At 46.9% G+C, this 21,667-nt stretch carries 21 protein-coding genes and 1 pseudogene; all 22 read right to left on the reverse strand.

The genetic code is table 11. The annotated features are described in order from the left end of the window. Nucleotides 1-168: pseudogene (locus tag AB4384_RS17810) on the reverse strand (chemotaxis protein CheW); the annotation flags it as partial. After that, a complete protein-coding gene (locus AB4384_RS17815) occupies nt 155-937 on the reverse strand; it encodes a ParA family protein (protein WP_004736223.1) in 783 nt (260 codons plus the stop codon). The gene AB4384_RS17815 and the pseudogene AB4384_RS17810, both read right to left, overlap by 14 nt. A 10-nt stretch (nt 938-947) precedes the next feature. Further along, complete coding sequence (locus AB4384_RS17820; RefSeq protein ID WP_372129889.1) at nt 948-2,072, reverse strand: chemotaxis response regulator protein-glutamate methylesterase; 1,125 nt, start codon at nt 2,070-2,072, stop codon at nt 948-950. A gap of 13 nt (nt 2,073-2,085) precedes the next feature. Next, a complete protein-coding gene (locus AB4384_RS17825; protein ID WP_017064112.1) occupies nt 2,086-4,278 on the reverse strand; it encodes a chemotaxis protein CheA in 2,193 nt (730 codons plus the stop codon). 9 nt (nt 4,279-4,287) lie between these two features. Continuing rightward, nucleotides 4,288-5,019, reverse strand: coding sequence for a protein phosphatase CheZ (locus AB4384_RS17830; protein ID WP_017064113.1), 732 nt, complete (start codon nt 5,017-5,019; stop codon nt 4,288-4,290). A gap of 105 nt (nt 5,020-5,124) precedes the next feature. Further along, complete coding sequence (gene cheY, locus AB4384_RS17835; RefSeq protein ID WP_016767062.1) at nt 5,125-5,493, reverse strand: chemotaxis response regulator CheY; 369 nt, start codon at nt 5,491-5,493, stop codon at nt 5,125-5,127. A 42-nt stretch (nt 5,494-5,535) separates the two neighbouring features. Further along, entirely contained in the window at nt 5,536-6,270 is a 735-nt protein-coding gene (locus AB4384_RS17840) for an RNA polymerase sigma factor FliA (RefSeq protein ID WP_017060667.1), read from the reverse strand. Then, complete coding sequence (locus tag AB4384_RS17845; protein ID WP_017060668.1) at nt 6,263-7,150, reverse strand: MinD/ParA family protein; 888 nt, start codon at nt 7,148-7,150, stop codon at nt 6,263-6,265. The genes AB4384_RS17840 and AB4384_RS17845 overlap by 8 nt, the downstream gene beginning before the upstream one ends. Before the next feature lie 13 nt (nt 7,151-7,163). Next, nucleotides 7,164-8,726 carry a flagellar biosynthesis protein FlhF gene (gene flhF / locus AB4384_RS17850; protein WP_029235190.1) on the reverse strand — a complete coding sequence of 521 codons (1,563 nt, stop codon included), beginning with the start codon at nt 8,724-8,726 and terminating at the stop codon, nt 7,164-7,166. A 27-nt stretch (nt 8,727-8,753) separates the two neighbouring features. Next, complete coding sequence (flhA, locus tag AB4384_RS17855) at nt 8,754-10,853, reverse strand: flagellar biosynthesis protein FlhA (protein ID WP_372129890.1); 2,100 nt, start codon at nt 10,851-10,853, stop codon at nt 8,754-8,756. Between the two features lie 210 nt (nt 10,854-11,063). Further along, nucleotides 11,064-12,194 (reverse strand): flagellar biosynthesis protein FlhB, encoded by a 1,131-nt coding sequence (gene flhB, locus AB4384_RS17860; RefSeq protein ID WP_017064116.1) that lies wholly within the window; start codon nt 12,192-12,194, stop codon nt 11,064-11,066. A 9-nt stretch (nt 12,195-12,203) separates the two neighbouring features. Then, nucleotides 12,204-12,986 carry a flagellar biosynthetic protein FliR gene (gene fliR, locus AB4384_RS17865; RefSeq protein WP_017060672.1) on the reverse strand — a complete coding sequence of 261 codons (783 nt, stop codon included), beginning with the start codon at nt 12,984-12,986 and terminating at the stop codon, nt 12,204-12,206. 6 nt (nt 12,987-12,992) lie between these two features. After that, a complete protein-coding gene (gene fliQ, locus AB4384_RS17870) occupies nt 12,993-13,262 on the reverse strand; it encodes a flagellar biosynthesis protein FliQ (protein ID WP_029235191.1) in 270 nt (89 codons plus the stop codon). Nucleotides 13,263-13,273: 11 nt separating this feature from the next. After that, entirely contained in the window at nt 13,274-14,203 is a 930-nt protein-coding gene (gene fliP / locus AB4384_RS17875) for a flagellar type III secretion system pore protein FliP (protein ID WP_017064117.1), read from the reverse strand. After that, entirely contained in the window at nt 14,190-14,630 is a 441-nt protein-coding gene (fliO, locus tag AB4384_RS17880; protein ID WP_017060675.1) for a flagellar biosynthetic protein FliO, read from the reverse strand. Before fliO ends, fliP begins: the two co-directional genes overlap by 14 nt. Beyond that, nucleotides 14,630-15,040, reverse strand: coding sequence for a flagellar motor switch protein FliN (gene fliN, locus AB4384_RS17885; RefSeq protein WP_004739851.1), 411 nt, complete (start codon nt 15,038-15,040; stop codon nt 14,630-14,632). The genes fliO and fliN overlap by 1 nt, the downstream gene beginning before the upstream one ends. 29 nt (nt 15,041-15,069) lie before the next feature. Continuing rightward, nucleotides 15,070-16,116, reverse strand: a complete 1,047-nt coding sequence (fliM, locus tag AB4384_RS17890) for a flagellar motor switch protein FliM (RefSeq protein WP_017060676.1) — start codon at nt 16,114-16,116, stop codon at nt 15,070-15,072. A 7-nt stretch (nt 16,117-16,123) separates the two neighbouring features. After that, complete coding sequence (fliL, locus tag AB4384_RS17895; protein WP_017060677.1) at nt 16,124-16,612, reverse strand: flagellar basal body-associated protein FliL; 489 nt, start codon at nt 16,610-16,612, stop codon at nt 16,124-16,126. Nucleotides 16,613-16,702: 90 nt separating this feature from the next. After that, complete coding sequence (locus AB4384_RS17900) at nt 16,703-18,841, reverse strand: flagellar hook-length control protein FliK (protein WP_372129891.1); 2,139 nt, start codon at nt 18,839-18,841, stop codon at nt 16,703-16,705. Nucleotides 18,842-19,023: 182 nt separating this feature from the next. Next, entirely contained in the window at nt 19,024-19,461 is a 438-nt protein-coding gene (gene fliJ / locus AB4384_RS17905) for a flagellar export protein FliJ (protein ID WP_048661518.1), read from the reverse strand. Between the two features lie 19 nt (nt 19,462-19,480). After that, entirely contained in the window at nt 19,481-20,800 is a 1,320-nt protein-coding gene (gene fliI / locus AB4384_RS17910; protein WP_017060680.1) for a flagellar protein export ATPase FliI, read from the reverse strand. Beyond that, the gene (gene fliH, locus AB4384_RS17915; RefSeq protein ID WP_372129892.1) at nt 20,800-21,600 is read right to left on the reverse strand and encodes a flagellar assembly protein FliH; all 801 of its coding nucleotides are present in this window, start codon (nt 21,598-21,600) and stop codon (nt 20,800-20,802) included. Before fliH ends, fliI begins: the two co-directional genes overlap by 1 nt. Between the last annotated feature and the right edge of the window lie 67 nt (nt 21,601-21,667).

Genomic DNA, 21,667 nt, shown 5'->3' on the forward strand with positions numbered 1-21,667 from the left:
TGGCTCTGGCTCTGGCTCTGCAGATGATGACTCATCGCTGGTCTCGTCAACAAAAAATTCGTCAGAATCCAGCATTTCATCACCTAACAGCGCAGTAAAGTAATCATCAAGTGCTTGTTCACTTGATAAACTTGATCGCGCCATTGTTGATTCTTTATTCGCGCTCATTTATCGCCAGCCTTTCGAGATAAATAAGCAGCTGCTTGTAAGCAAATACACCACGACTACCCGATGCAAAATGAGATGCTGGTAAGCGCTTTAGGCTAGCATCTCGAAACTTAGTGTCTATCGGCACAGCGGATGTCCAAACTTGATTTGGATAATCTTCTTTTAGCTGAGTTAATGTTTGCAGTGATGCTTTAGTTCGCTTGTCGTACATCGTCGGGACAATCGTCACCTTAAACGGTGTTTTGCGAGACTTCTGCATGATAGCCAAAGTGCGAATCATGCGCTCTAAGCCCTTCATTGCCAAAAACTCAGTCTGTACCGGAATCAAAATACGGTCACTGGCAGCCAATGCGTTGACCATCATCACGCCCAAAATCGGCGGACAATCGATAAGCACATAGTCATAGTCGTCTTTCAAAGCGGCCAAAGCACGCTTCAAGATCAACCCCATACCGCTTCGATTTCCCATCACACGGTCTAATGTTGCCAAAGACATGTGCGCGGGAATAATATCGATACCTTCGACTTCCGTTTGTAAAATCAAAGGTCTTACTGTCGGCGCGCTAAACTCACGCAACTGAAATAGATCAAACAGACTCGATTCCACCGTATCTGAGTCGTAACCCAGATAGGTGGTTAGTGATGCATGCGGGTCAGTATCAACCAACAGAACACGGTGCCCCTTCAACGCAAGTAAACCTGCTAGGGTCACGGTCGAGGTCGTTTTACCAACACCACCTTTTTGGTTTGCAACACTCCAAACAATCATTTCGATTTACCTAAGCTAACCCAACTTCAACCAAGATCCTTTCCGCGATGCGGTCTAGAGGGAGGTCTTCAGTAGAAATGCCAGCTTTTGCTACAGCTTGAGGCATACCATATACAACACAACTATCTTCGTCTTGTGCCCAAATCGTCGAGCCCGCAGTTTTCAACATACGCGAACCTTCTCGACCATCTGCGCCCATACCGGTCAGTATCATAGACAACACTTTGTCGCCGTAGATCTTCGCTGCAGAGCCAAATGTGACATCCACACAAGGCTTGTAGTTCATGCGGTCGCCGCCATCGATAATTCGTAGACGTGCAGACCCTGCGCGGCCATCCAGCATCATCTGTTTACCACCCGGAGCAAGATACGCCACGCCAGGTTTTAACACATCACCGTCTTGCGCTTCGCGAACTTCAATCTTACACAAGGTGTTCAATCGGCTCGCAAAAGCCGCTGTGAATGTTGCTGGCATATGCTGAACTAACACAATTGGGTGTGGATAGTTAGCAGGGATGCGAGTCAAAATCTTCTGTAGAGCAACAGGGCCGCCAGTCGACGTACCAATTGCTGTTAATTGATACTTCTTACCTGACGCTCTGAATTTCGCCGTAGATGCAACCGCAGGCTTCGCTGTCGAAGTCGAAGCTGCTGTTGAAATCGGCTGGCGCAATAGCGTAGATGTTGAAGTCGTTGCTGTCGCTCTCGGCGTAATAGGAGCACGGCGCATAAACGCACGCTTTGCTGCAATCTGAATCACACGCTGTTGAAGCAATGCAACTGCATCGTCGCGGTTACGTGCAATGTCTTCAAACTTCTTAGGTAAGAAGTCGAGAGCACCTGCATCTAACGCATCTAACGTTGCTCTCGCTCCATCATGCGTTAACGATGAAAACATCAAAATAGGCGTTGGAGACGCGGCCATGATTTCACGAACGGCAGTGATACCGTCCATGACAGGCATTTCAATGTCCATAGTGATTACGTCAGGTCTTAGCTGTTTCGCTTTCTCAACGGCTTCTTTACCGTTTACTGCAACATCAATGACTTCTAGGCGAGCCTCTGAGTTGATGATCTCGCTAACGCGACGACGAAAAAAACTCGAATCATCAACGACTAATACTTTAATCGCCATATTTATCCTTAAATTAAATTCTTGACGCTGCTGCGTACTGCTTCAACAAGTCCGGCACATCTAGAATCAATGCAATGTGTCCGTCACTTGTAATTGTCGCGCCTGCCATTCCTGGCGTGCCTTGCAGAAGCTTATCAAGCGGCTTGATGACTACTTCTTCTTGACCGATCAGCGTATCGACAACAAAACCAACACGTTGGCTACCAAGTTGCACGATAACAACATGGCCGTGTCCTTTGCGCAGTTCAACAATACCCGCTTTAGGTGCAAGCCAGTTTTGCAAGTAGAACAACGGAATAGACTTATCGCGAACGATGATCGTCAGCTGACCATCAACCACGTTTGTGCGGCTTAAATCTAGGTGGAAAATCTCGTTAACCGATGCCAATGGCAATGCAAATGGGTGACCTGCAACACCGACCATCAAGGTTGGTAGAATCGCTAGGGTTAGTGGAACCTTGATGGTGATCTTGGTGCCCTGTCCCATTTCTGAATCAATATCAATAGAGCCGTTCAGTGTGTTGATCGCTGTTTTCACAACGTCCATACCCACACCACGACCAGAGATATCCGAGATCTGCTCTTTGCTTGAGAAGCCAGGAGCAAAAATCAGGTTAAAACACTCTTTATTTGATAAGCGAGACGCTGCATCTTCATCCATCAGGCCACGTTTAACCGCGATAGCACGAAGCTTATCAGGGTCCATACCGCCACCGTCATCAACGATAGCCAGTTCAATGTGGTCACCTTCTTGAGAGGCAGACAGAATCACTTTACCCGTTTGTGATTTACCCGCAGCAACACGGTCGTTTGGCATTTCAATACCATGATCGACAGAGTTTCTCACCAAGTGAATCAGGGGATCAGCAAGTGCTTCTACTAAGTTTTTATCAAGGTCCGTTTCTTCGCCACGCATTTCAAGAACGATGTCTTTCTTCAAGCTACGAGCAAGGTCACGGACAACTCGTGGGAAGCGACCAAATACTTTCTTGATCGGCTGCATACGAGTCTTCATTACCGCACCTTGAAGGTCTGCAGTAACAACATCTAAGTTAGAGACAGCTTTCGACATTTCTTCGTCGTTGCTGTTGAGGCCTAGGCTGACTAGTCGGTTACGCACCAATACCAGTTCACCCACCATGTTCATGATGGTGTCCAGTGTTGATGTATCAACACGAACTGTCGCTTCAGCTTGTTGCTTCTTAGCCGGCACTTTAACTTCAGCTTTTGCTGGAGCGCTCGGTTTTGGCTCAGCTTTAACGGCAACTGGCGCAGCAGGTTTAGGCGCAGCTTGAGGTGCTACTGCCTTAACTTCTGCTGGCTTAGTCGCGGCATCCAATTCTTCAATCGAAGGTCCATTACCTGAGCCATGTAGTTGGTCAAGTAACTTCTCGAACTCTTCGTCAGTCATCAGATCATCGCCTTCAGACATCGCCGAAACAGGTGCTGCTGGCGGCGTTGGCGGTGGAGGAGGCGTTGAACTTGCCGCTGTCGGGCTCTTACCCGCACCGTGCAATTCATCTAATAACTTTTCAAATTCGTCATCAGTAATATCACCACTGTCAGCAACAGACTGAGGTGCAGCGGGTGCTGGCGGCGGTGTTGGTGCAGAAGGCGCTGTTGGTGAACCACCTTTACCGTGAAGCTCATCAAGCAAGCGTTCAAACTCATCTTCAGAGATATCATCGACTGAAGATGCATTGATGTTTGAGCTTTCAGCTGTAGGTTCCGGAGCAATAACAGGCTCAGGCGCTGCAACAACAGGTTCAGGGATAATAGGTGCAGGCGCTTCTACTGGTGCCACTTCATCCGCAGACTCTGGTTTACAGAGACGGTGAAGTTCATCCAATAAAGATTGGTCGGCTGGCACTAAAGGTTCCTGATCTTGCACGGCGCGAAACTGTACATTGACTGTATCTAGCGCCTGCAGCATGGTATCCATCAAACCTGATGTTACGCTGCGTTGGCCGTTTCGCAGAATGTCGAACACATTCTCAGCACCATGACAAGTATCCACCAGCTCAGTTAATGCTAGGAAACCAGCACCACCTTTTACTGTATGGAAACCACGGAAAATAGCATTTAATAGGTCTTTGTCGTCAGGGTTATTCTCAAGCTCTACCAGTTGTTCTGATAGGAGTTCAAGGATCTCTCCTGCTTCGACTAAAAAGTCCTGAAGAATATCTTCGTCTAAATCGTAGCTCATACGTTACCTTTAAAATCCAAGACTGGATAACAAATCGTCGACTTCATCTTGAGATGCGACAGCGTCTTCGCGCTCTTCTGGGTTCATAATTGGACCTTCAGGCGCAATCGATGCTTTCTTCTCTGACTCTGGAGTTGGCTCTTTTTGATTCGCACCGAATACCGTGAGAATCTCGACCAAACGTCCTTCCACCTCATTCACCAAGGTAATAACTTTGCTGATTATCTGCCCAGTTAAATCTTGGAAATCCTGAGCCATCAAGATTTCAGTCAATTGTCCGCGTAGTTCAGTACTGTCGCCTTCTACTTGGACAAGCAATCCATCAATGCGGTGACATAAAGCTTTAAATTGTGCCAGCTCAATGCGGCCATGCATCAGTTCATTCCATTGAGGCCTTACTTGAAGTAAACACTCGTGTAGGTTGTCTGCGATTGGCATACAGCGATCGACAGCGTCCATCGTCTTATTTGCCGCAACTTCCGTTTTATCAATGACATACTGAAGGCGATCCCTTGCATCAGGGATTTCGTCATTTGCGATAACGCTGATGCGTTCATCGAAATTGAATTGAGTCAAAGAGTCGTGGAGGTCGCGTGTCAGACTTCCTATTTCTTGAAGCATTGGATTGTCTTGAAGACTAAAGTTATCTTCATAAATGCTTCTCACAAGAGAATCAGCATTTTGCTGCTCATCGTTCTCAAGCAGCTCTACTAATTTTTTTGCTTGTTCTAATGAAATCATCCTGAATTCGGCCTTACTCCGCATACTTTGTGCGCTTAGGCTATCGAGATAAACAGATAACTTATCAGTCAGTGTTTACCTAGAAGTGCCTAAATTTATTGATGCTTATAAGCGATCAAAAATCTTATCAAGTTTCTCTTTCAGCGTTGCGGCAGTGAAAGGCTTCACAATGTAACCATTAACACCCGCTTGCGCAGCTTCGATGATCTGCTCACGCTTCGCTTCAGCTGTGATCATAAGCACTGGAAGGTGCTTAAGTTCTGCGTCTGCGCGAATGTGTTTAAGCAGGTCAATCCCTTGCATGCCTGGCATGTTCCAGTCAGTTACCACGAAATCAAATTCGCCTTTTTTCAGCATAGGTAACGCGGTCAAGCCATCATCTGCTTCTTGAGTGTTGTTGAAACCTAAATCGCGAAGTAGGTTTTTAACAATTCGGCGCATCGTTGAAAAATCATCAACAATGAGAATTTTCATGTTTTTGTTCAAATTAGCCTCCACTGAATAGGATCAGTGTTGTTAGTCGTTCTGTGTCCAAGCACTTAACTTAGTGCGTAAACGCTGCATAGATTGGCTCAGTATTTGGCTGACACGAGATTCGCTGACACCTAACACTTCCCCAATCTCTTTTAAATTGAGCTCTTCGTCGTAATAAAGCGAAAGCACAAGGCCTTCCCTTTCCGGAAGTTGTTTTATCGAATCGATCAAAGCTTGGCGGAATGACTCATCAGCAACCCCTTGAAAAGGCGTATTATCTTGAGAGTCTTCATTCGGAGATATTACATCATCTGAGACGCCTAAATCTTCAATTCCAACCAGTCTTGAGCAATTAATGTCAGTTAAAGCACTGTGATACTGCTCTAAACTGAGCCCCATGTGTTTTGCCACTTCGGCATCACTCGGGTCGCGGTTGAGGATACCCTCTAATTCCGCAATTGCACTGCTGATTTCTCGATTGTTCTTATGAACCGATCTCGGCACCCAGTCCCCACGGCGAATGTCATCCAACATTGCCCCGCGAATCCGAATACCAGCATACGTCTCAAAGCTTGCGCCTTTGGTACCATCATAGTTTTGTTGCGCTTCAATCAAGCCGATCATGCCAGCTTGAATTAAGTCATCAACCAATACATTAGGCGGTAATCGCCCCAACAAGTGATGAGCGATACGTTTAACCAACACAGAGTACTTCTCAAAAAAAGCCTGTTGGCTATTGTGATTAGCGTGTTGGTCGTAAGTAAGCGCTTTATTCACCAAATGGTTCCTCTATAAATTCAGTACGATTCAGCAGCCTTTCAACAAAGAACTCCAAGTGTCCGCTCGGTGTTTTTGGTATTGGCCAGGTCAAGGCTTTGTTAGCCAAAGAGCTGATTGCCAATGCAGCTGGAGAGCGAGGAAACGCATCGACTACGATTTTCTGTCTCTTGACTGATTGACGTACTTTATCATCTAAAGGAATACATGCTACGAGTTCGAGGCTCACATTCAAGAAGCGCTCTGTGACCAAAGTCAACTTTGCAAATAATTCTCGGCCTTCGCGGTAGCTTCTGACCATATTTGCAACAACTTTGAATCGCTGAACTTGGTGTTCTCTGCTTAAAAGCTTAATCAAAGCATATGCATCCGTGATCGAGGTAGGTTCATCACATACCACGACAACCACGTCTTGCGCCGCTCTTGAGAAGCTGATCACCATGTCCGAAATACCGGCTGCGGTATCAACCAACAAGATATCCATCTCGTCTTCAAGCGAACCGAATGCGCGAATCAAACCAGCATGCTGTGCGTGTGATAGTTCAGTCATGCTTTGAGTGCCCGATGTCGCTGGAATAATTTTAATTCCGTGCGGCCCTTCGACAATCGCATCCTTAAGTTCACATTCGCCAGCCAACACATGCCCAAGGTTTCGTTTAGAACGAATACCTAGCATGATATCGACGTTCGCTAGTCCTAAATCGGCATCTAGCACCATGACTTTTTTGCCTTGGCGCGCCATGCAAATAGCCATACCTAACGTCACATTAGATTTACCAACGCCTCCCTTACCACCGGTTACAGCGATAACTTTTGTGAGTGAAGGCTTGGTTAAGCGACGGAGGCCGCTAGCTTGGTCATGTATCATATTTTCATTCATATTTATCCGCCGCCTAGAGCCCTTCAGAATCGCTATTCCAGTAATGAGGTTCATTCTCTGTAGATTTTTCTAATAGCTCATTAGCCTTAGCAATCATGTACTTTGGCTGAGCTATAACGATATCTTCAGGAACTCGTTGACCATTTGCTATGTAAGCAACTGGTAATGCATTTTGTATTACGACACTGATGAATTCACCTAGACTTAGGGATTCATCCAGCTTAGTCATGATGCATCCCGACAACGGGATTCTTCTAAAGTGTTCAATTGTTTCTTGCAGCACTTTGCGTTGCGCGGTTGCAGGCAACACAAGGTAGCTATTGATAACGGAACCACTCTCTTGCATCAATGTGTCTAACTGCTCAGATAGGCGAACATCTCGTTGTCCCATGCCTGCAGTATCGACCAGAATCAGGCGACGATTACGTAACTGATATATTACATCGGCCAGTTCGCTAGAATCTTTAGCAACTCTTACAGGACAACCCATAATTCGGCCGTAGATCGATAACTGCTCATGTGCACCTATACGATATGTGTCAGTTGTCACTAGTGCGACGTTATCAGCGCCATATTCCATGGCAGCACGTGCAGCTAGCTTTGCAACAGTCGTTGTTTTACCCACGCCGGTTGGGCCAAGTAGAGCCACAATACCGCCGCGTTTTAAAATATCTTTTTGTGTAACGGAGATTTGGTCAGCAACCAGAGCTAACAGAGCCTTCCATGCACGTGCAGGTTTAGTATCTTCAGGAATGTAGCAAGCCATTTGATCGGCAAGCTCTGCAGATACACCCATACGTTCAAGGCGCTTAATAAGCATGGCTCTCAGTGGTTCACGGCGCTCAACTTCTTGCCACATCAACCCAGAAACTTGATGCTCTAACAGACGACGAATTGAGGTCATCTCTTCGCGCATCGTTTCCATTTCAGTATCAGAACCTTTGGACTGAGTGTTCTCTCGACCACGATCATAACGGGTAGGATCCAAGCGAGGTGTCGGGCGCTCTACTCTGCGGTCTTCAGCAATCAACTTAGACAAACCCGTTTCACGAGCAAATGCAGAATCAAGATTTCCGTGAGACTGTTGGTTACCGTGAGATTGCTGATGGCCATGAGACTGCAAATTGCTTTGAGTCTGATGACTATGAGGCTTATGGCCCGTGCTTGATTGGCGATTGAGCAATGCTGACAATGAATCTTCATTTTCTGCACGATGCTGTGGCTCATCATCGGCGCCATGACTGTATTGCTTAAGCATATTCGCAAAGCGCTTAGTCATTGAGCGTCCACCTTCAACATTCGACTGTAGGCTAACCTTGTCATCGTCTAGTTGACGTCGCCCAGCAGGAGCTGCGGGCGCGGCCATTTGCGTATATTGGCTTTGTGCAGGCTGCTGAGGTTTATTTAATCTCTGGCTCGCTGTCGACGGGCTGGATTCGCCATCAATAGCGGCAACAATTTCCACGCCACCTGCGACCTTTTTGTTAGACATGATCACCGCTTCTGAACCAAGTTCTTCTTTAACTTGGAGCAGAGCCGTTCGCATATCTTTTGCAAAAAATCGTTTAATTTTCAATTCGATTGTCCGTTCTAATTAGGCGACTTAATTACCAACAGCTTGTACTATACGTATCTGCTTTTCGTCCGGTATTTCTTGGTAAGACAAGACTCGCAAGCTTGGGATCGTGTTCTTCACGAACTTAGCCAGAGTCGAACGCAACACGCCAGAGGTCAATAGTACCGCGGGCTCACCTTTCAGCTCTTGCTCTTGTGTAGCGTGGCTGAGAGAGGTCTGTAAACGTTCGGCTAAACCAGGTTCAATACCAGCAGATTCTCCGCCGGATGCCTGCATGGTTTGATGCAAGATTTGTTCCAGCTCAGGAATCAAGGTTATCACTGGTAACTCGGGCTCTATACCATTGATTTCCTGAACAATTAATCGTTTCAATGAGATGCGAACCGCCGCAGTAAGTATGTCAGGTTCTTGACTCTTACCTGAATACTCCGACAAAGTTTGGACTATGGTTCGAATGTCACGAATTGGAATCGCTTCATTCAGCAGGTTCTGTAGCACTTTCACAACCACACCCAACTGCAATTGATCCGGTACAAAACCTTCCACCAGCTTAGGTGTTGAGCGGCTGAGCATCTCAAGTAAGTTCTGAACTTCTTCGTGGCCAATGAGCTGCGATGCGTTGTTGGTTAGCAGCTGGCTAAGGTGTGTCGCCAGTACTGTAGAAGAATCTACAACGGTATAACCTAGAGCTTGTGCGTGTTCACGCTGCTCTTCACGAATCCAAACCGCTTCAAGGCCAAAGGCAGGGTCAATCGTCGGCTCGCCATCGATCATGCCATAGACTTGGCCCGGGTTAATCGCGAGCTCCATGTCTGGCTTAATCTCAGCTTCACCCACAGCAACACCCATCAGGGTAATACGGTAGCTGTTTGGTGTCAGTTCTAGGTTATCGCGAATGTGTACCGCTGGGATCAAGAAACCAAAGTCTTGAGACAGCTTTTTACGCACACCTTTAACGCGTTCAAGCAATTCACCACCTTGGTCTCTATCAACCAAAGGAATTAAACGGTAACCCACTTCTAAACCAATAATATCGACAGGTTGAACATCATCCCAAGAGAGCTCCTTCTGAGAGCCTACTTCTCCATTCGCTTCAACTGTCGCCGGAAGGTTAGGCTCTTCCGCCTTCTTCTTGTTCTTTTTATCGATGTAATACGCCCCCGCTCCTGCAACGATGGCAAGGCTCAAGAACGAGAAATGTGGCATACCCGGAACAATACCCATGATGCCAAGGATGGCGGCGGTGATCATCAAGGCTTTTGGATTGTCGAACATCTGGAAGACAAGTTGCTCACCCATATCTTCATCAGTATTTTGGCGCGTTACCATCATAGCAGCTGCAATAGACAGTAATAGAGATGGAATTTGTGCAACCAGACCATCACCGATAGTCAGTAGCGTGTAGATTTCGATTGCTTCACCAAAACCAAGATCAAACTGAGCCATACCAATGCTCAAGCCACCAATGATGTTGATGAATAAGATTAAGATACCAGCGATCGCATCGCCTTTAACAAACTTAGAAGCACCGTCCATCGAACCGTAGAAGTCAGCTTCTTTGGTGACTTCAAAACGTCTCAGACGCGCTTGGTCTTGGTCGATCAAACCTGCGTTCAAGTCGGCATCGATTGCCATCTGTTTACCCGGTAAGGCGTCTAACGTGAAACGCGCGCTTACTTCCGAGATACGACCCGCACCTTTGGTTACAACCATGAAGTTGATGATCATAAGAATCAAGAACACCACTAGACCTACCGCATAGTTACCACCGATAACCACGTTACCGAAGGCTTCAATCACGTTACCTGCCGCGTCGCCACCTTCGTGACCATGGAGCAATACCACACGTGTCGAAGCAACGTTCAAGGCCAATCGAAGTAGAGTCGCAATCAGCAGGACGGTCGGGAATGCAGCGAAGTCTAAAGGCCTGCGGGTATATACCGAGACCAGTAGCACAACCATAGACAGTGCAATGTTGAAGGTGAAGAACATATCCAACAAGAAAGCTGGAATGGGCAACACCACCATAGCAAGCGTTGCAAGTACCATAATAGGTGCACCAATCGCAGGCATGGCACGGTTAGGGATTTTAGGTAGCTTGTCCACAAAAGGCAGGGAGAATTTCATAAATCTAGACAGTTTCGCTATGTTGTAGCTCTCTGAACAAGTGGATTAGGTCTTAGTCAGGGCTGTTTGCTATGGGCTTATAATGTTCAGGCTACTACAGCAAACACTGTACCAACATCTCACGTCAAATTATCGCCATCACCTCTATAAAAGGAAGATTAGCTAGCTCGCTATTATCAGGGTTCATCACGCAGAGCTCAAGCAATTGATCTAATGACGTAAATCAGGTGGGATCGGCATATTAGAATCTTGCAGCTTTGGTCGCTCACCACCTCGTTTTCGGTACTGTTTAAGCTGGAAAACATATGCAAGCACTTGTGCAACTGCTGTAAACAGACCGTCAGGAATTTGTTGTTCTAGCTCAGTGGTATGATAAAGCGCCCTCGCCAATGGCGGCGCTGGAACGATATAGATGTCATTTTCACGCGCAATCTCTCGGATCTTCATCGCCATGTGGTCGACACCTTTAGCAACCACAATTGGTGCTTTGTCTTGATTCTGCTTGTAGCGCAGCGCCACTGAGAAGTGCTCTGGGTTGGTGACTATCACGTCCGCTTGCGGCACATCGGCCATCATACGACGCTGAGCCGCCTCCCTTTGCAACATGCGAATTCGACCTTTCACCTCAGGCTTACCCTCGGTGTCTTTGAATTCGTCTTTGACTTCTTGTTTGGTCATCTTCAATTGATCGGCGTGTTGCCAGATCTGGAACGGGATATCAATCGCCACCACAATCAGCAGTGAGCAGCTGATCAACAGGATGAAATTGAGCAAGATATCCAAGGCATGAAAGATGTTCTGCGGGTACACATCCATACTCAGCTGCATTAAATCATGCTGAGAGGCTTGAATCAGATAAATCGCCATCCCCGATACGAGCGCTACTTTAAGAATAGACTTGAGCAGTTCAACCCAACTTTGCAGGCCAAACATACGCTTGATACCACTGAGTGGGTTGAGCTTAGACGCCTTTGGCATCGCCGCTTGCATTGAGAAGTTAATCCCACCGACACCCGCAGCGCCGATGACGGCAGCAACAAACAAAGTTATCAGTATCAAAAACAGCGGGAACAGCAGGTTCACCAGTGCACCACCAGCGATTTCTAGGAGTTTGTTAGTGTCAAAGATCTCGTCGCGACTCAAAGAGAACAGGCGTTGCATCGCCTCGAACAAAGCCTTCGCCATCGATTCGCCAAACCACATTAAAGCAATCGCACCGACAATTAATACCGATGCTGACGCTAGCTCTTTTGACCTTGCAACCTGCCCTTTCTCTTTGGCCTGTTGCAAGCGTTTGGGCGTGGCGTCTTCTGTGCGTTCTTGACCGTCTGACTCTGCCATTTCAGTCTCCTAGCAATCTAACCGGATTAGACGACATATCTGTTGTTCGCCCTGCATCCAGAATAGCTCATAGTGACTATACAAGCCGCCAAGGATGTACCAACAAAGTAACAGACCCACGAGTAGCGCAAATGCAAAACCCAAAGAAAAGATGTTTAATTGAGGTGCCGCACGCGTCATTACACCAAAAGAAAGGTTAATCGTTAGCAGCGCAATAATCCCCGACAATGACATCGCTAATGCCGTTTTGAACATGATGCCGAGCCACAACGCGAGCTCTCGAAAATCCACAGAGGTTAGAGAGCCACTGCCAATCGGCAAGGTCTTAAAACTAAACACCACCAGCTGCAGCATTTTCAAGTGACCATCGGTCGCCAAAAAAAACATGGTCGCTAGCAGCATGAACAGCTGACCAAGTACCGGCGTGTTTTGCCCGTTAGCCGGGTCGACCATTGATGCAAAACCCAAGCTCGATTGCATACCGAGGATCTGACCCAGCATAACAAAGGTTTGAATCATGAACTGGGTAACAAAACCCATGGCCACGCCAATCACAATTTGCTCGAAGACAGTCAGGAAGCCTTGAAAGGACAGAAGTTCAATCTCTTTGGGAACGGCCGGAATCGCAGGCATCACCGCAAAAGTGATCGCCAAGCCTAAATACAGACGAATACGCGGCGACACGAAGCGTGCCCCTGTTACCGTCATCACCATCAGCATCGCTGAGATGCGAGTGTATGGCCAAAAATAATTGGCTAACCACTCTAGTACAAGGCTCGTTGGGTATTCCATATCGGTTTAATACAGAACTTGCGGCAAGCGTTCGATGAGCTCAAAAAAGAACTCCATCATCATCTGGGTCATCCAGTGTGCGAATAGCATCAACGCCAACAAAGTTACGATCAAACGCGGCAGGAAACTCAGGGTTTGTTCGTTGATTGAGGTCGCAGCTTGGAAAACAGCCACAACCAAACCGATCAGCAGGCTAGGAATAATGATGGCGCAAACCATGATTAATACCATCCAAAGGGCATCTCGGAACAACTCTACGAATATTTCAGGATTCATTATTCCCCCAGCTACAAGGCAAAACTGCCGGCGAGTGTGGAGAGTATCAAGTTCCAGCCATCAACAAGAACAAACAGCATCAACTTAAACGGCAGCGATACAATCATCGGTGACAACATCATCATACCCATAGCCATCAATACCGATGCCACCACCAAGTCGATGATTAGGAAAGGCAAGAACAGCATAAATCCGATTTGGAAAGCCGTTTTTAATTCCGATGTGATAAATGCTGGAATCAGAACCGCCATCGAAACATCTTCAGGGTTAGTCACTTCCGCGCCAGAAATCTCAACAAAGGTTTCAAGATCTTTGATTCGAGTCTGCTTGAGCATGAAGGATTTAATCGGTTTTTGGGCAACATCAAATGCCTGTCGTGCCGATATCTGTTCATTAAGATAAGGCTGAACTGCTTGTTCGTTAACTTGATTAATCACTGGCGACATGATGAAGAAGGTCAAGAATATCGCGATACCAATAATGACTTGGTTAGACGGTGTTTGTTGTAGACCCATCGCCTGACGCAAGATAGACATCACAACCACAATACGAGTGAACGATGTCATCAAAATCACCATCGCCGGCAAGAAGCCAAGCATGGTCATTAACGCGAGAATTTGCAGGTTAATCGAGTAGTCTTCACCGCCATTGGCATTGGTTGTCATGGTAAAGGCAGGTATGCCGCCACCATTGCCAGTCAAGCTGCCCGTGGTCATGGTTGTCGATTTGGCTTGGTCTTGTTCCATCGTGCTGATAGTGACCGATTCCGAGCCAGCGGTATTCGCAGGAATGACGGTGCCGTCTTCAGCTTGTGCAAATACCGACACACTGAATACGATTGAGCATAGGAGAATAAGCTGAACCAACCACACTTTCACCGCTCGGAAAGCTCCGGCTTGGTGAAAGTAAGAGGAGTTCAAAAGTCCGTTACTTGTTTGCATCTTTTTTTATTAGCTGGGAAAGCTGACTTGAAAATGTACTTTTTTCCAGCATCTCCTGAGTAAGAGGTTTATCGAGCTTAGAGATCAGCTGAATCGATTGTGTGGTAATCCCTACCAAGAACTGTTCATCACCCGCTTGCACAATAGCGATACGCTCTTTAGTACCAACAGGGATTTGCCTAACAATCGCCAAACCTTGTTGATTCGACATCGCAGGTACTTGCATTCGCTTGAGTAGCCAAGCAATAAATAAAATGAAGGCTATTACGAAAATTAGCGACCCAAAGGTGGTCGCTAAATCGAGAGAAGGCGGTGTTGCTGCAAAGGCAATGGAAGGAGCCGTTAATAGCCCTACTCCCAAGATTCCTCGTAACAAACCTGTCATTCCGAGAAAAGAGCCCGCAAGTCTTTGAGACAAAAAGCTCATTAACGCAGCTTCTTAATTCGTTCTGTTTGGCTAATAACGTCAGTCAAACGAATACCAAACTTGTCGTTCACCACAACCACTTCACCATGAGCAATCAAGGTACCGTTTACCATCACATCCAGTGACTCACCAGCAATTCTATCTAGCTCAACAACCGAACCTTGGTTCAACTGAAGTAAATTACGGATACTGATCTGAGAGCGACCAACTTCCATCGAAATAGTCACTGGAATATCCATAATGGTATCCAGCTTACGACGCTCATCTTCAGAAATCGGAGATGATGAATCGGTTAGCTCATCAAGTGGTGCCGCAAGCACATCATCAACATCAATTGACGGCGCTGAAGGATCTTCACCAAGTGCTGCAGCCCATTCGTCTGCTAGCTTTTGATCTTCACTAGGTTCCATTACCAATTCCTATACTTTTATCTATTTTACTATTCGTCGTCATCATCACTGTTTTCGAGCTCAGACAATAAGTCTTTACCTAGAAAAGCGAGATCAGTTTTAACCACATGTGGTCTTTGAATTTTTTCCGAAATCTGTACTGCAAGCTTCTCACCAGAACGGCCCATTTTCACACGATAAGTCGGCAGTTCTTCGACAAACATGGTTGCGTGCTCAGGCATGTTCATTGGGATAACATCACCAGGGCGCAGCTCCATCAGATCACGAAGGGAAATATCTTGCTCTAGCAAATTCACGCGGAAATTGACGGGCACATCCATGATCTCATCACGCAGTGCGGTACTCCAACGAACATCGGTTTCCATCTTGTCTGATTGAACACCCGCATCAAGCAGTTCACGGATCGGCTCAACCATGGAGTAAGGCATGACAACGTGGAAGTCACCACCACCGCCATCCACTTCAATGTGGAACGAACTCACAACAATCACTTCGGTTGGGCTCACAATGTTCGCCATACTTGGGTTCACTTCGGAATCCAAGTATTCAAACTCAACCCCCATCACTGGCGACCAAGCTTCTTTGTAATCTTCAAAAACAATTTTCAGCAGTAACTGAATGATTCGTCTTTCAGTAGGCGTGAATTCACGACCTTCAATCTTGGCGTGGAAACGACCATCACCGCCAAAAAAGTTCTCTACGAGAATGAAAACCAGACGAGCTTCCATGGTGATGAGTGCCGTACCTTTCAATGGACGGAAACGAACCATGTTTAAACTGGTGGGTACATACAATGTGTTTTGGTACTCACCAAACTTCATCATCTGTACGCCGTTAATCGACACTTCAGCCGTTTTACGTAACATATTAAACAAGCTGATACGCATATGACGTGCGAAGCGCTCGTTAATAAGTTCAAGGGTCGGCATTCGACCACGGACGATTCGATCTTGAGATGAAAAGTCGAAATTGACCGCATTGTCATTTTCGGTTTCTAAGACATCTTCAACTTCTTCAACATCATCAACGCCATGTAACAGCGCATCAATTTCGTCTTGGCTTAATAAATCGGTCACAAATTACCTATTGAATTACGAAGTCAGTGAATAACACTTTTTCAATCACAGGCTGGCCAACAGCTTGAGCCAGGCTTGCTTTAATATCTTCTGTTGCCTTATTACGCAGTTCCACGCGGCCTGTTGGTGAGCGCAATTGATCAACCGTTGCCGAAGCGAACGTGGCCAGTAGCGTACTTTCTACAAGTGGAGAGTGGTAACGAGCCAGGTCTTCATTCTTACTGCCACGTACCATGAGCTGTGCTTTTATCTGAACTAGGCGATCTTTTTTGTCACCTGTCACATTAAACAAGAAGGGCTGAGGAATATTAACATACATAACCGGCTCTGCAGCGACCACAGCCGTTGCTGGCTGAGACTGAGATTCAGAGGCGCTATCGTCAGAACCTAAGAAAAAGTACAGCGCACCACCTATACCAAGCAGTAACACAACTACGGCAATAATAATTATAAGGAGCTTGCTCTTCCCTTTAGGTGCATCTTGTTCTTCGGCCATATCTTACTCTAACTTCCTGTTCTTGCGATTAACTGATGGTTCTTTTTATTAACTGGTTTTTTCTATTAACCAAGCGTTCTTAGCCTGATATTAGGCATAATAACTAATTCCATCACGCTTTGATGCGACATTCAATTCAAGATTGCTGCCACTATCAAGGTTTTCATCACCTTGCGTATCATTTGTGCGGTTAGCGCCGGATTGTTGCTCACCATTGTTGTATCTATCTTGTCCCTGACCGGAGTTCTGTTGTTGAACAGACGAATCGGCAAGCTGCAGACCTTGCTGAGCAAGCATCTCTCTCAAGCGAGGTAAGGTTTGTTCAATCACATCTCTCGCTTGCTGATTACTCACCGTAAAGTGCACGTTTGCCACGTCATTATTCATGGTCATGCGGATTTTCATTTGGCCCAATTCTGGTGGGTCGAGACGAATGTCCAAGTTCTTAAGGTTCTTAGACATCATCATTTGTACTTTTTCAGCCACTTGCTCATTGGCTAGCTCTTTGGTGAGCTGTAAGGGCGCTTGTTGAGCAGCTTGAATTTCAGCTCGCGTAGGTGCTGAACCCACCGTTGCCGTACCTTGTGCACCAGCCGCAGAAGCGATCTGCTGAGCAAAGGTCGAATCTTTAGAATCTTCTTTAGCACCCGCTTTACCCAAACCAGACAGTGCTGCTGCACCGGCGCCCGCTTTAAGAAGCGTATCAGTCGAGCCTGCTTTTGTGGCAGCTGGCGTTGCATTCATCGCCATTCCTTGCGCGGTTAAAGCTGGATCCAACGTTGCTTGCTGCTGAGGTGAAGCCACATTAGCTTGTTGAGCTGCGGCCTGTTGGGCTGCATGTGCATTATTGGCGTGCAGCATTACCGCCTTGTCCGTAAGAGCATTGTTTGCTGATTGAGAAGCGGCCTGCGCTGACACTTGTTGTGTAGCCGTCGCTACAGCTGCTGTTGATGCTGCCGCAGCTAAGGCTTTAGTTTCGCTTGAATCCGTATTATCCCAATCGATAGCAGTGGGTTCACCAGACGCACTGTTCGCAGCCGGAGCTTGACTTAGCAAAGCTGTTACTTGTTGTTGAACGTTAGCGAGCTGTTGATTCAACAGGTCTAGGTTAGAGGTCGCTTTAGCCAAAGCGGCTTGCTCATCAACCGTCAACTTAGCGCCACTTTGTTGCTTATCAAGCAAGCTATCGACAACAGACTGCTCTGATTCGATTTGTCCATTCAATTGGTTTAGCGCTTTGGTATGGGCATCTACTTGCTTTGCCAGTTCAATATCCGCGGCTGACAATGCTTGACTCTGATCGGCAGCAACCGCACTAGCTGCATTCTTTTGGCTCAGCTCTCGGCTCATACTGGCTTCAATTTGTTCTGGAGTGACGCCTTTATCCATCAACTGTCGGATTTCATCATCAGTCAGCTGAGAAACACCCTTACCTCCGGTAAGTACAGCGATTTCAGAATCAACTTCTAGAGCGCTACCTTGATTCGCTGCATTGGCTTGGCTCACTTGCTTACCCGCTTCACCTGCAACTGAAAGACCAGCAACTGAAGCTCCTGGGATATTACCTTGAGCTTGGTTGAACTGAGACTGTTGTGGCAAGGCTTTGCCGTTCGGAGTCTGATTCAGCGTTTTATTTGCCTCATCCAACTGGCCAAGCAACTTATTACCTTCATTCATCGCGGCACTTGCTCGCGATGCCTGCTTAGACTCATCTACCGCAGATGAAGCCTGCTCTTGGGGTTGAGCAACCTGTTCTTTCGAATCGTTAGTCGTAGCCTGCGCGTCTTTACCAACCGCCTTATCTGCGACATTGTTATCAGCGACAGTGCTATCAGCGCTCGAATGGGCTTTGAGCTGAGCCGCGGAATCAGACGCTGCCTCTGTAGATGTTTTATCTGTGGCTTTGTCACCCTCTACTCCTGAAGCTGCTTGCTTGCTTTGCGCTTCGCTCACTTCCTCAGTAGCCTTTGATTCGGCTGAATCACCTTTATCCGCTTCAGCTGACGCTTCACCTTCGGTAGAGGCCTGTTTAGCATCAGATTTTGTGGTGCTTTCTGAGTCTTTTACTGCAGCTTTACTGTCACTTTCTTCAAAGCCGAGCGCTTCCTTAAAGGATTCAAAGAAACCTTTAGAGTCTCCGGTTTCTTCTACCTTGGAAGAGGCAGAACCGGTGTCCAACAACGATGACGTTTTGTTGGCCGCTGAATTTGAGGAAAGACTAACATTCATATATACAAGCTCTATCTACTAGCTTTGCTGCCATGAACCAGGCAACAAAAAGAAAGTCGGGTGCTTTTTATGCCTTTGGTGGGCATAACGCGCAATTTTATATAAAACGGAGCAAGAAACATGCCTATAAGTTCTGTTCTCACAATATCGAGAGCAGCACCTGCGTCATTCGTGGCTTAGGATCACATCTTCTTTCGGCTGTATAACAGCGTCGAGAACTCATCCATTTGCTTTTGATCTCTTAGGTCTTGCAACTTTGCTTTTTCTTTTTGCTTTTTCTCCATCAACCACTCGTAGGATTTACGTTTTTTTCGTAACTCCATCCAGTAGTTTTGGCAATTGTCGACTTGATTTTTAAAGTGGTGCTCGGCTTCTCGCTGCTTGGATAATGTTTCATCTAACTGGGTTAAGAAACGATTCAAGTGACCATATTGACTCGCCGTTAAGCCAGCCTTACCACGGTCGACAAGCTGCTGGCAGTAATCAAGTCGATACTTTTCAATCTGCGCAACCTGCTCATAGTAGCCTTGCAGCTCAGAGTTCGCTTTGTTGAGCGCAAGTACCGCTTGGTTCTCTTGATCTTTGGCTTGATCGAGCAAAAATTCTAATGCGTTATCCATGACTAACCTTATTCACCCGTTAGCCACCCAATACATGTTTCAACATGTTGACGCACATGTCGTATGGGACGGTCTCTTTCATCTTCTGCTGCAAGTACTCATCCAGTTTTGGTTTCAACGTGAAGGCACTATCGATTGCTGGATCCGTTCCTGGCTTGTAAGCACCAATCGACACCAAATCTTGGTTTTTACGGCAGATAGACAGCACTTGCCTTACCGCTTTCGACATCAAGACATGTTCTTCAGTGGTGATTTGCGGCATAACACGACTGACGGATTTCTCAACGTCAATCGCTGGGTAGTGACCGGCATCGGCCATCTCACGAGATAACACAACGTGACCATCGAGAATTGCTCGCGACGCATCCGCAATCGGATCTTGTAAGTCATCGCCTTCGGTTAACACGGTAAAGAAAGCCGTGATAGAACCTTGTTCATCATTGCCGTTACCTGCTCGTTCCACCAGCGCAGGAAGCTTAGCGAAGACTGATGGCGGATAGCCCTTGGTTGCTGGCGGCTCACCCACAGACAGAGCAATTTCACGCTGAGCTTGAGCAAAACGGGTCAATGAATCCATGAGTAGCAGAACATCTAAGCCTTGGTCGCGGAAGTACTCGGCGACAGCCAACGCGGTTTGACAGCCTTTTAAGCGCATCAATGGTGATGAGTCGGCAGGAGCGGCAACAACAACCGAACGCTTACGGCCATCTTCACCAAGAATCTCTTCAATAAATTCTTTAACTTCTCGTCCACGCTCACCGATTAGGCCTACGACCACTACTTGCGCAGTTGTGCCTCGAGTCATCATGCCCAGAGTTACGGATTTACCAACACCAGAGCCAGCAAACAGACCGATACGTTGCCCTTTACCCACGGTTAGCAAACCATTAATGGCTTTCAAGCCGACATCGAGTGGTTCAGAAATCGGTTTACGAGCTAACGGGTTGATTGGCTCCGCATTAAATGAAGCGCGTTGCTCTGTATAGATTGGACCTAAACCGTCGAGTGGATTACCTACGCCGTCGATCACTCGACCGAGCAGTTCCATTCCAACAGGGATACCACTTTCGGTAGTCATTGGCGTGACGCGAGCGCCAGGTAAGATCCCGGTGATTTGCTCACTCGGCATCAAAAATAGGTTATCGCCAGAGAAACCGACGACTTCGGCTTCCATCTGACCAGACATGGTTTCGACTAAACACAAACTGCCGATTGGCGCTTTACAGCCGGTCGCTTCAAGCGTTAAGCCAACAACGCGTACTAATTTACCAGAGGCAATTGGTCGCGATTTTAGCCCCTCGACTTTGTACTGACTGAGACGATTCGCTAACTCAAGCATTACTCATGACCTTGGTGACGATTTGCGCCGCAGAAATTTTGAATAACGTTCTTTACACGATCTTCCATGCGGTAGTTAACGCTCGACTCACCCGCTTCAATTTGTACATCACCACGGTTGAGTGCTGGCTCTGCGACCAGCGTCCAATTACGGCAGTCCAATTCAGCCTCGCCATACGCAGAGCGAATGATCGCCACATCTTCCGGATTGAGTTTCAATGTGATTGCGTGACCAGAAATCGGCAACGACTCTACCGATTCTTTAACGGTATCTAATATGATTTGTGGGTTGGTTTGCACTTCAACATGAACCACTTCTTTGACCATCGTAAGCACCATGTCGACCAATTGCTTCTCCACCTGAGCGTTCATCAACTCTAATGGTTGAGCGAACTGGTTTGCCAGCCCCATGAAGACGGCCACCTGCTGTTGAATGTACTCTTGACCCGCGGTTACGCCTTCAAGCTTGCCGGCTTCGTTGCCTTCTTCGTGACCGGCAGCAAAACCTTCTTCTTTGCCTTTTTCATAGCCTTGCTTAAAGCCCGCCTCTTGGCCTTGATGCAGCCCTTCCTGATAAGCGCCTTGTTTAATCAGCTCGATTTGCTCTTCAGTCAGAACCAGCTCTTCATCTTCAATGGCTTCTTCAACCGTTGGCATCCAACTAGGGTCGTAATTAAAAGCGGTTTCTTTGGCTTGTTTGCTCACGTCAGAGGTGTAGTCAGGCAGCCCCCATTTCTGAGGTTGGGCAACCGTATTATCTTCTTCAGGGCGAAGGAAGCCGCGTTTTCTATCACCTGACATATCAGTACCTATCTATGAGTGGCTTAACTGTATTGTGAATTCAAGCAGTTAAACTGAGTTAATCTGT

The sequence above is a fragment of the Vibrio sp. 10N.261.51.A4 genome (assembly GCF_041471945.1).
Classification (GTDB): Bacteria; Pseudomonadota; Gammaproteobacteria; order Enterobacterales; family Vibrionaceae; genus Vibrio; species Vibrio crassostreae_C.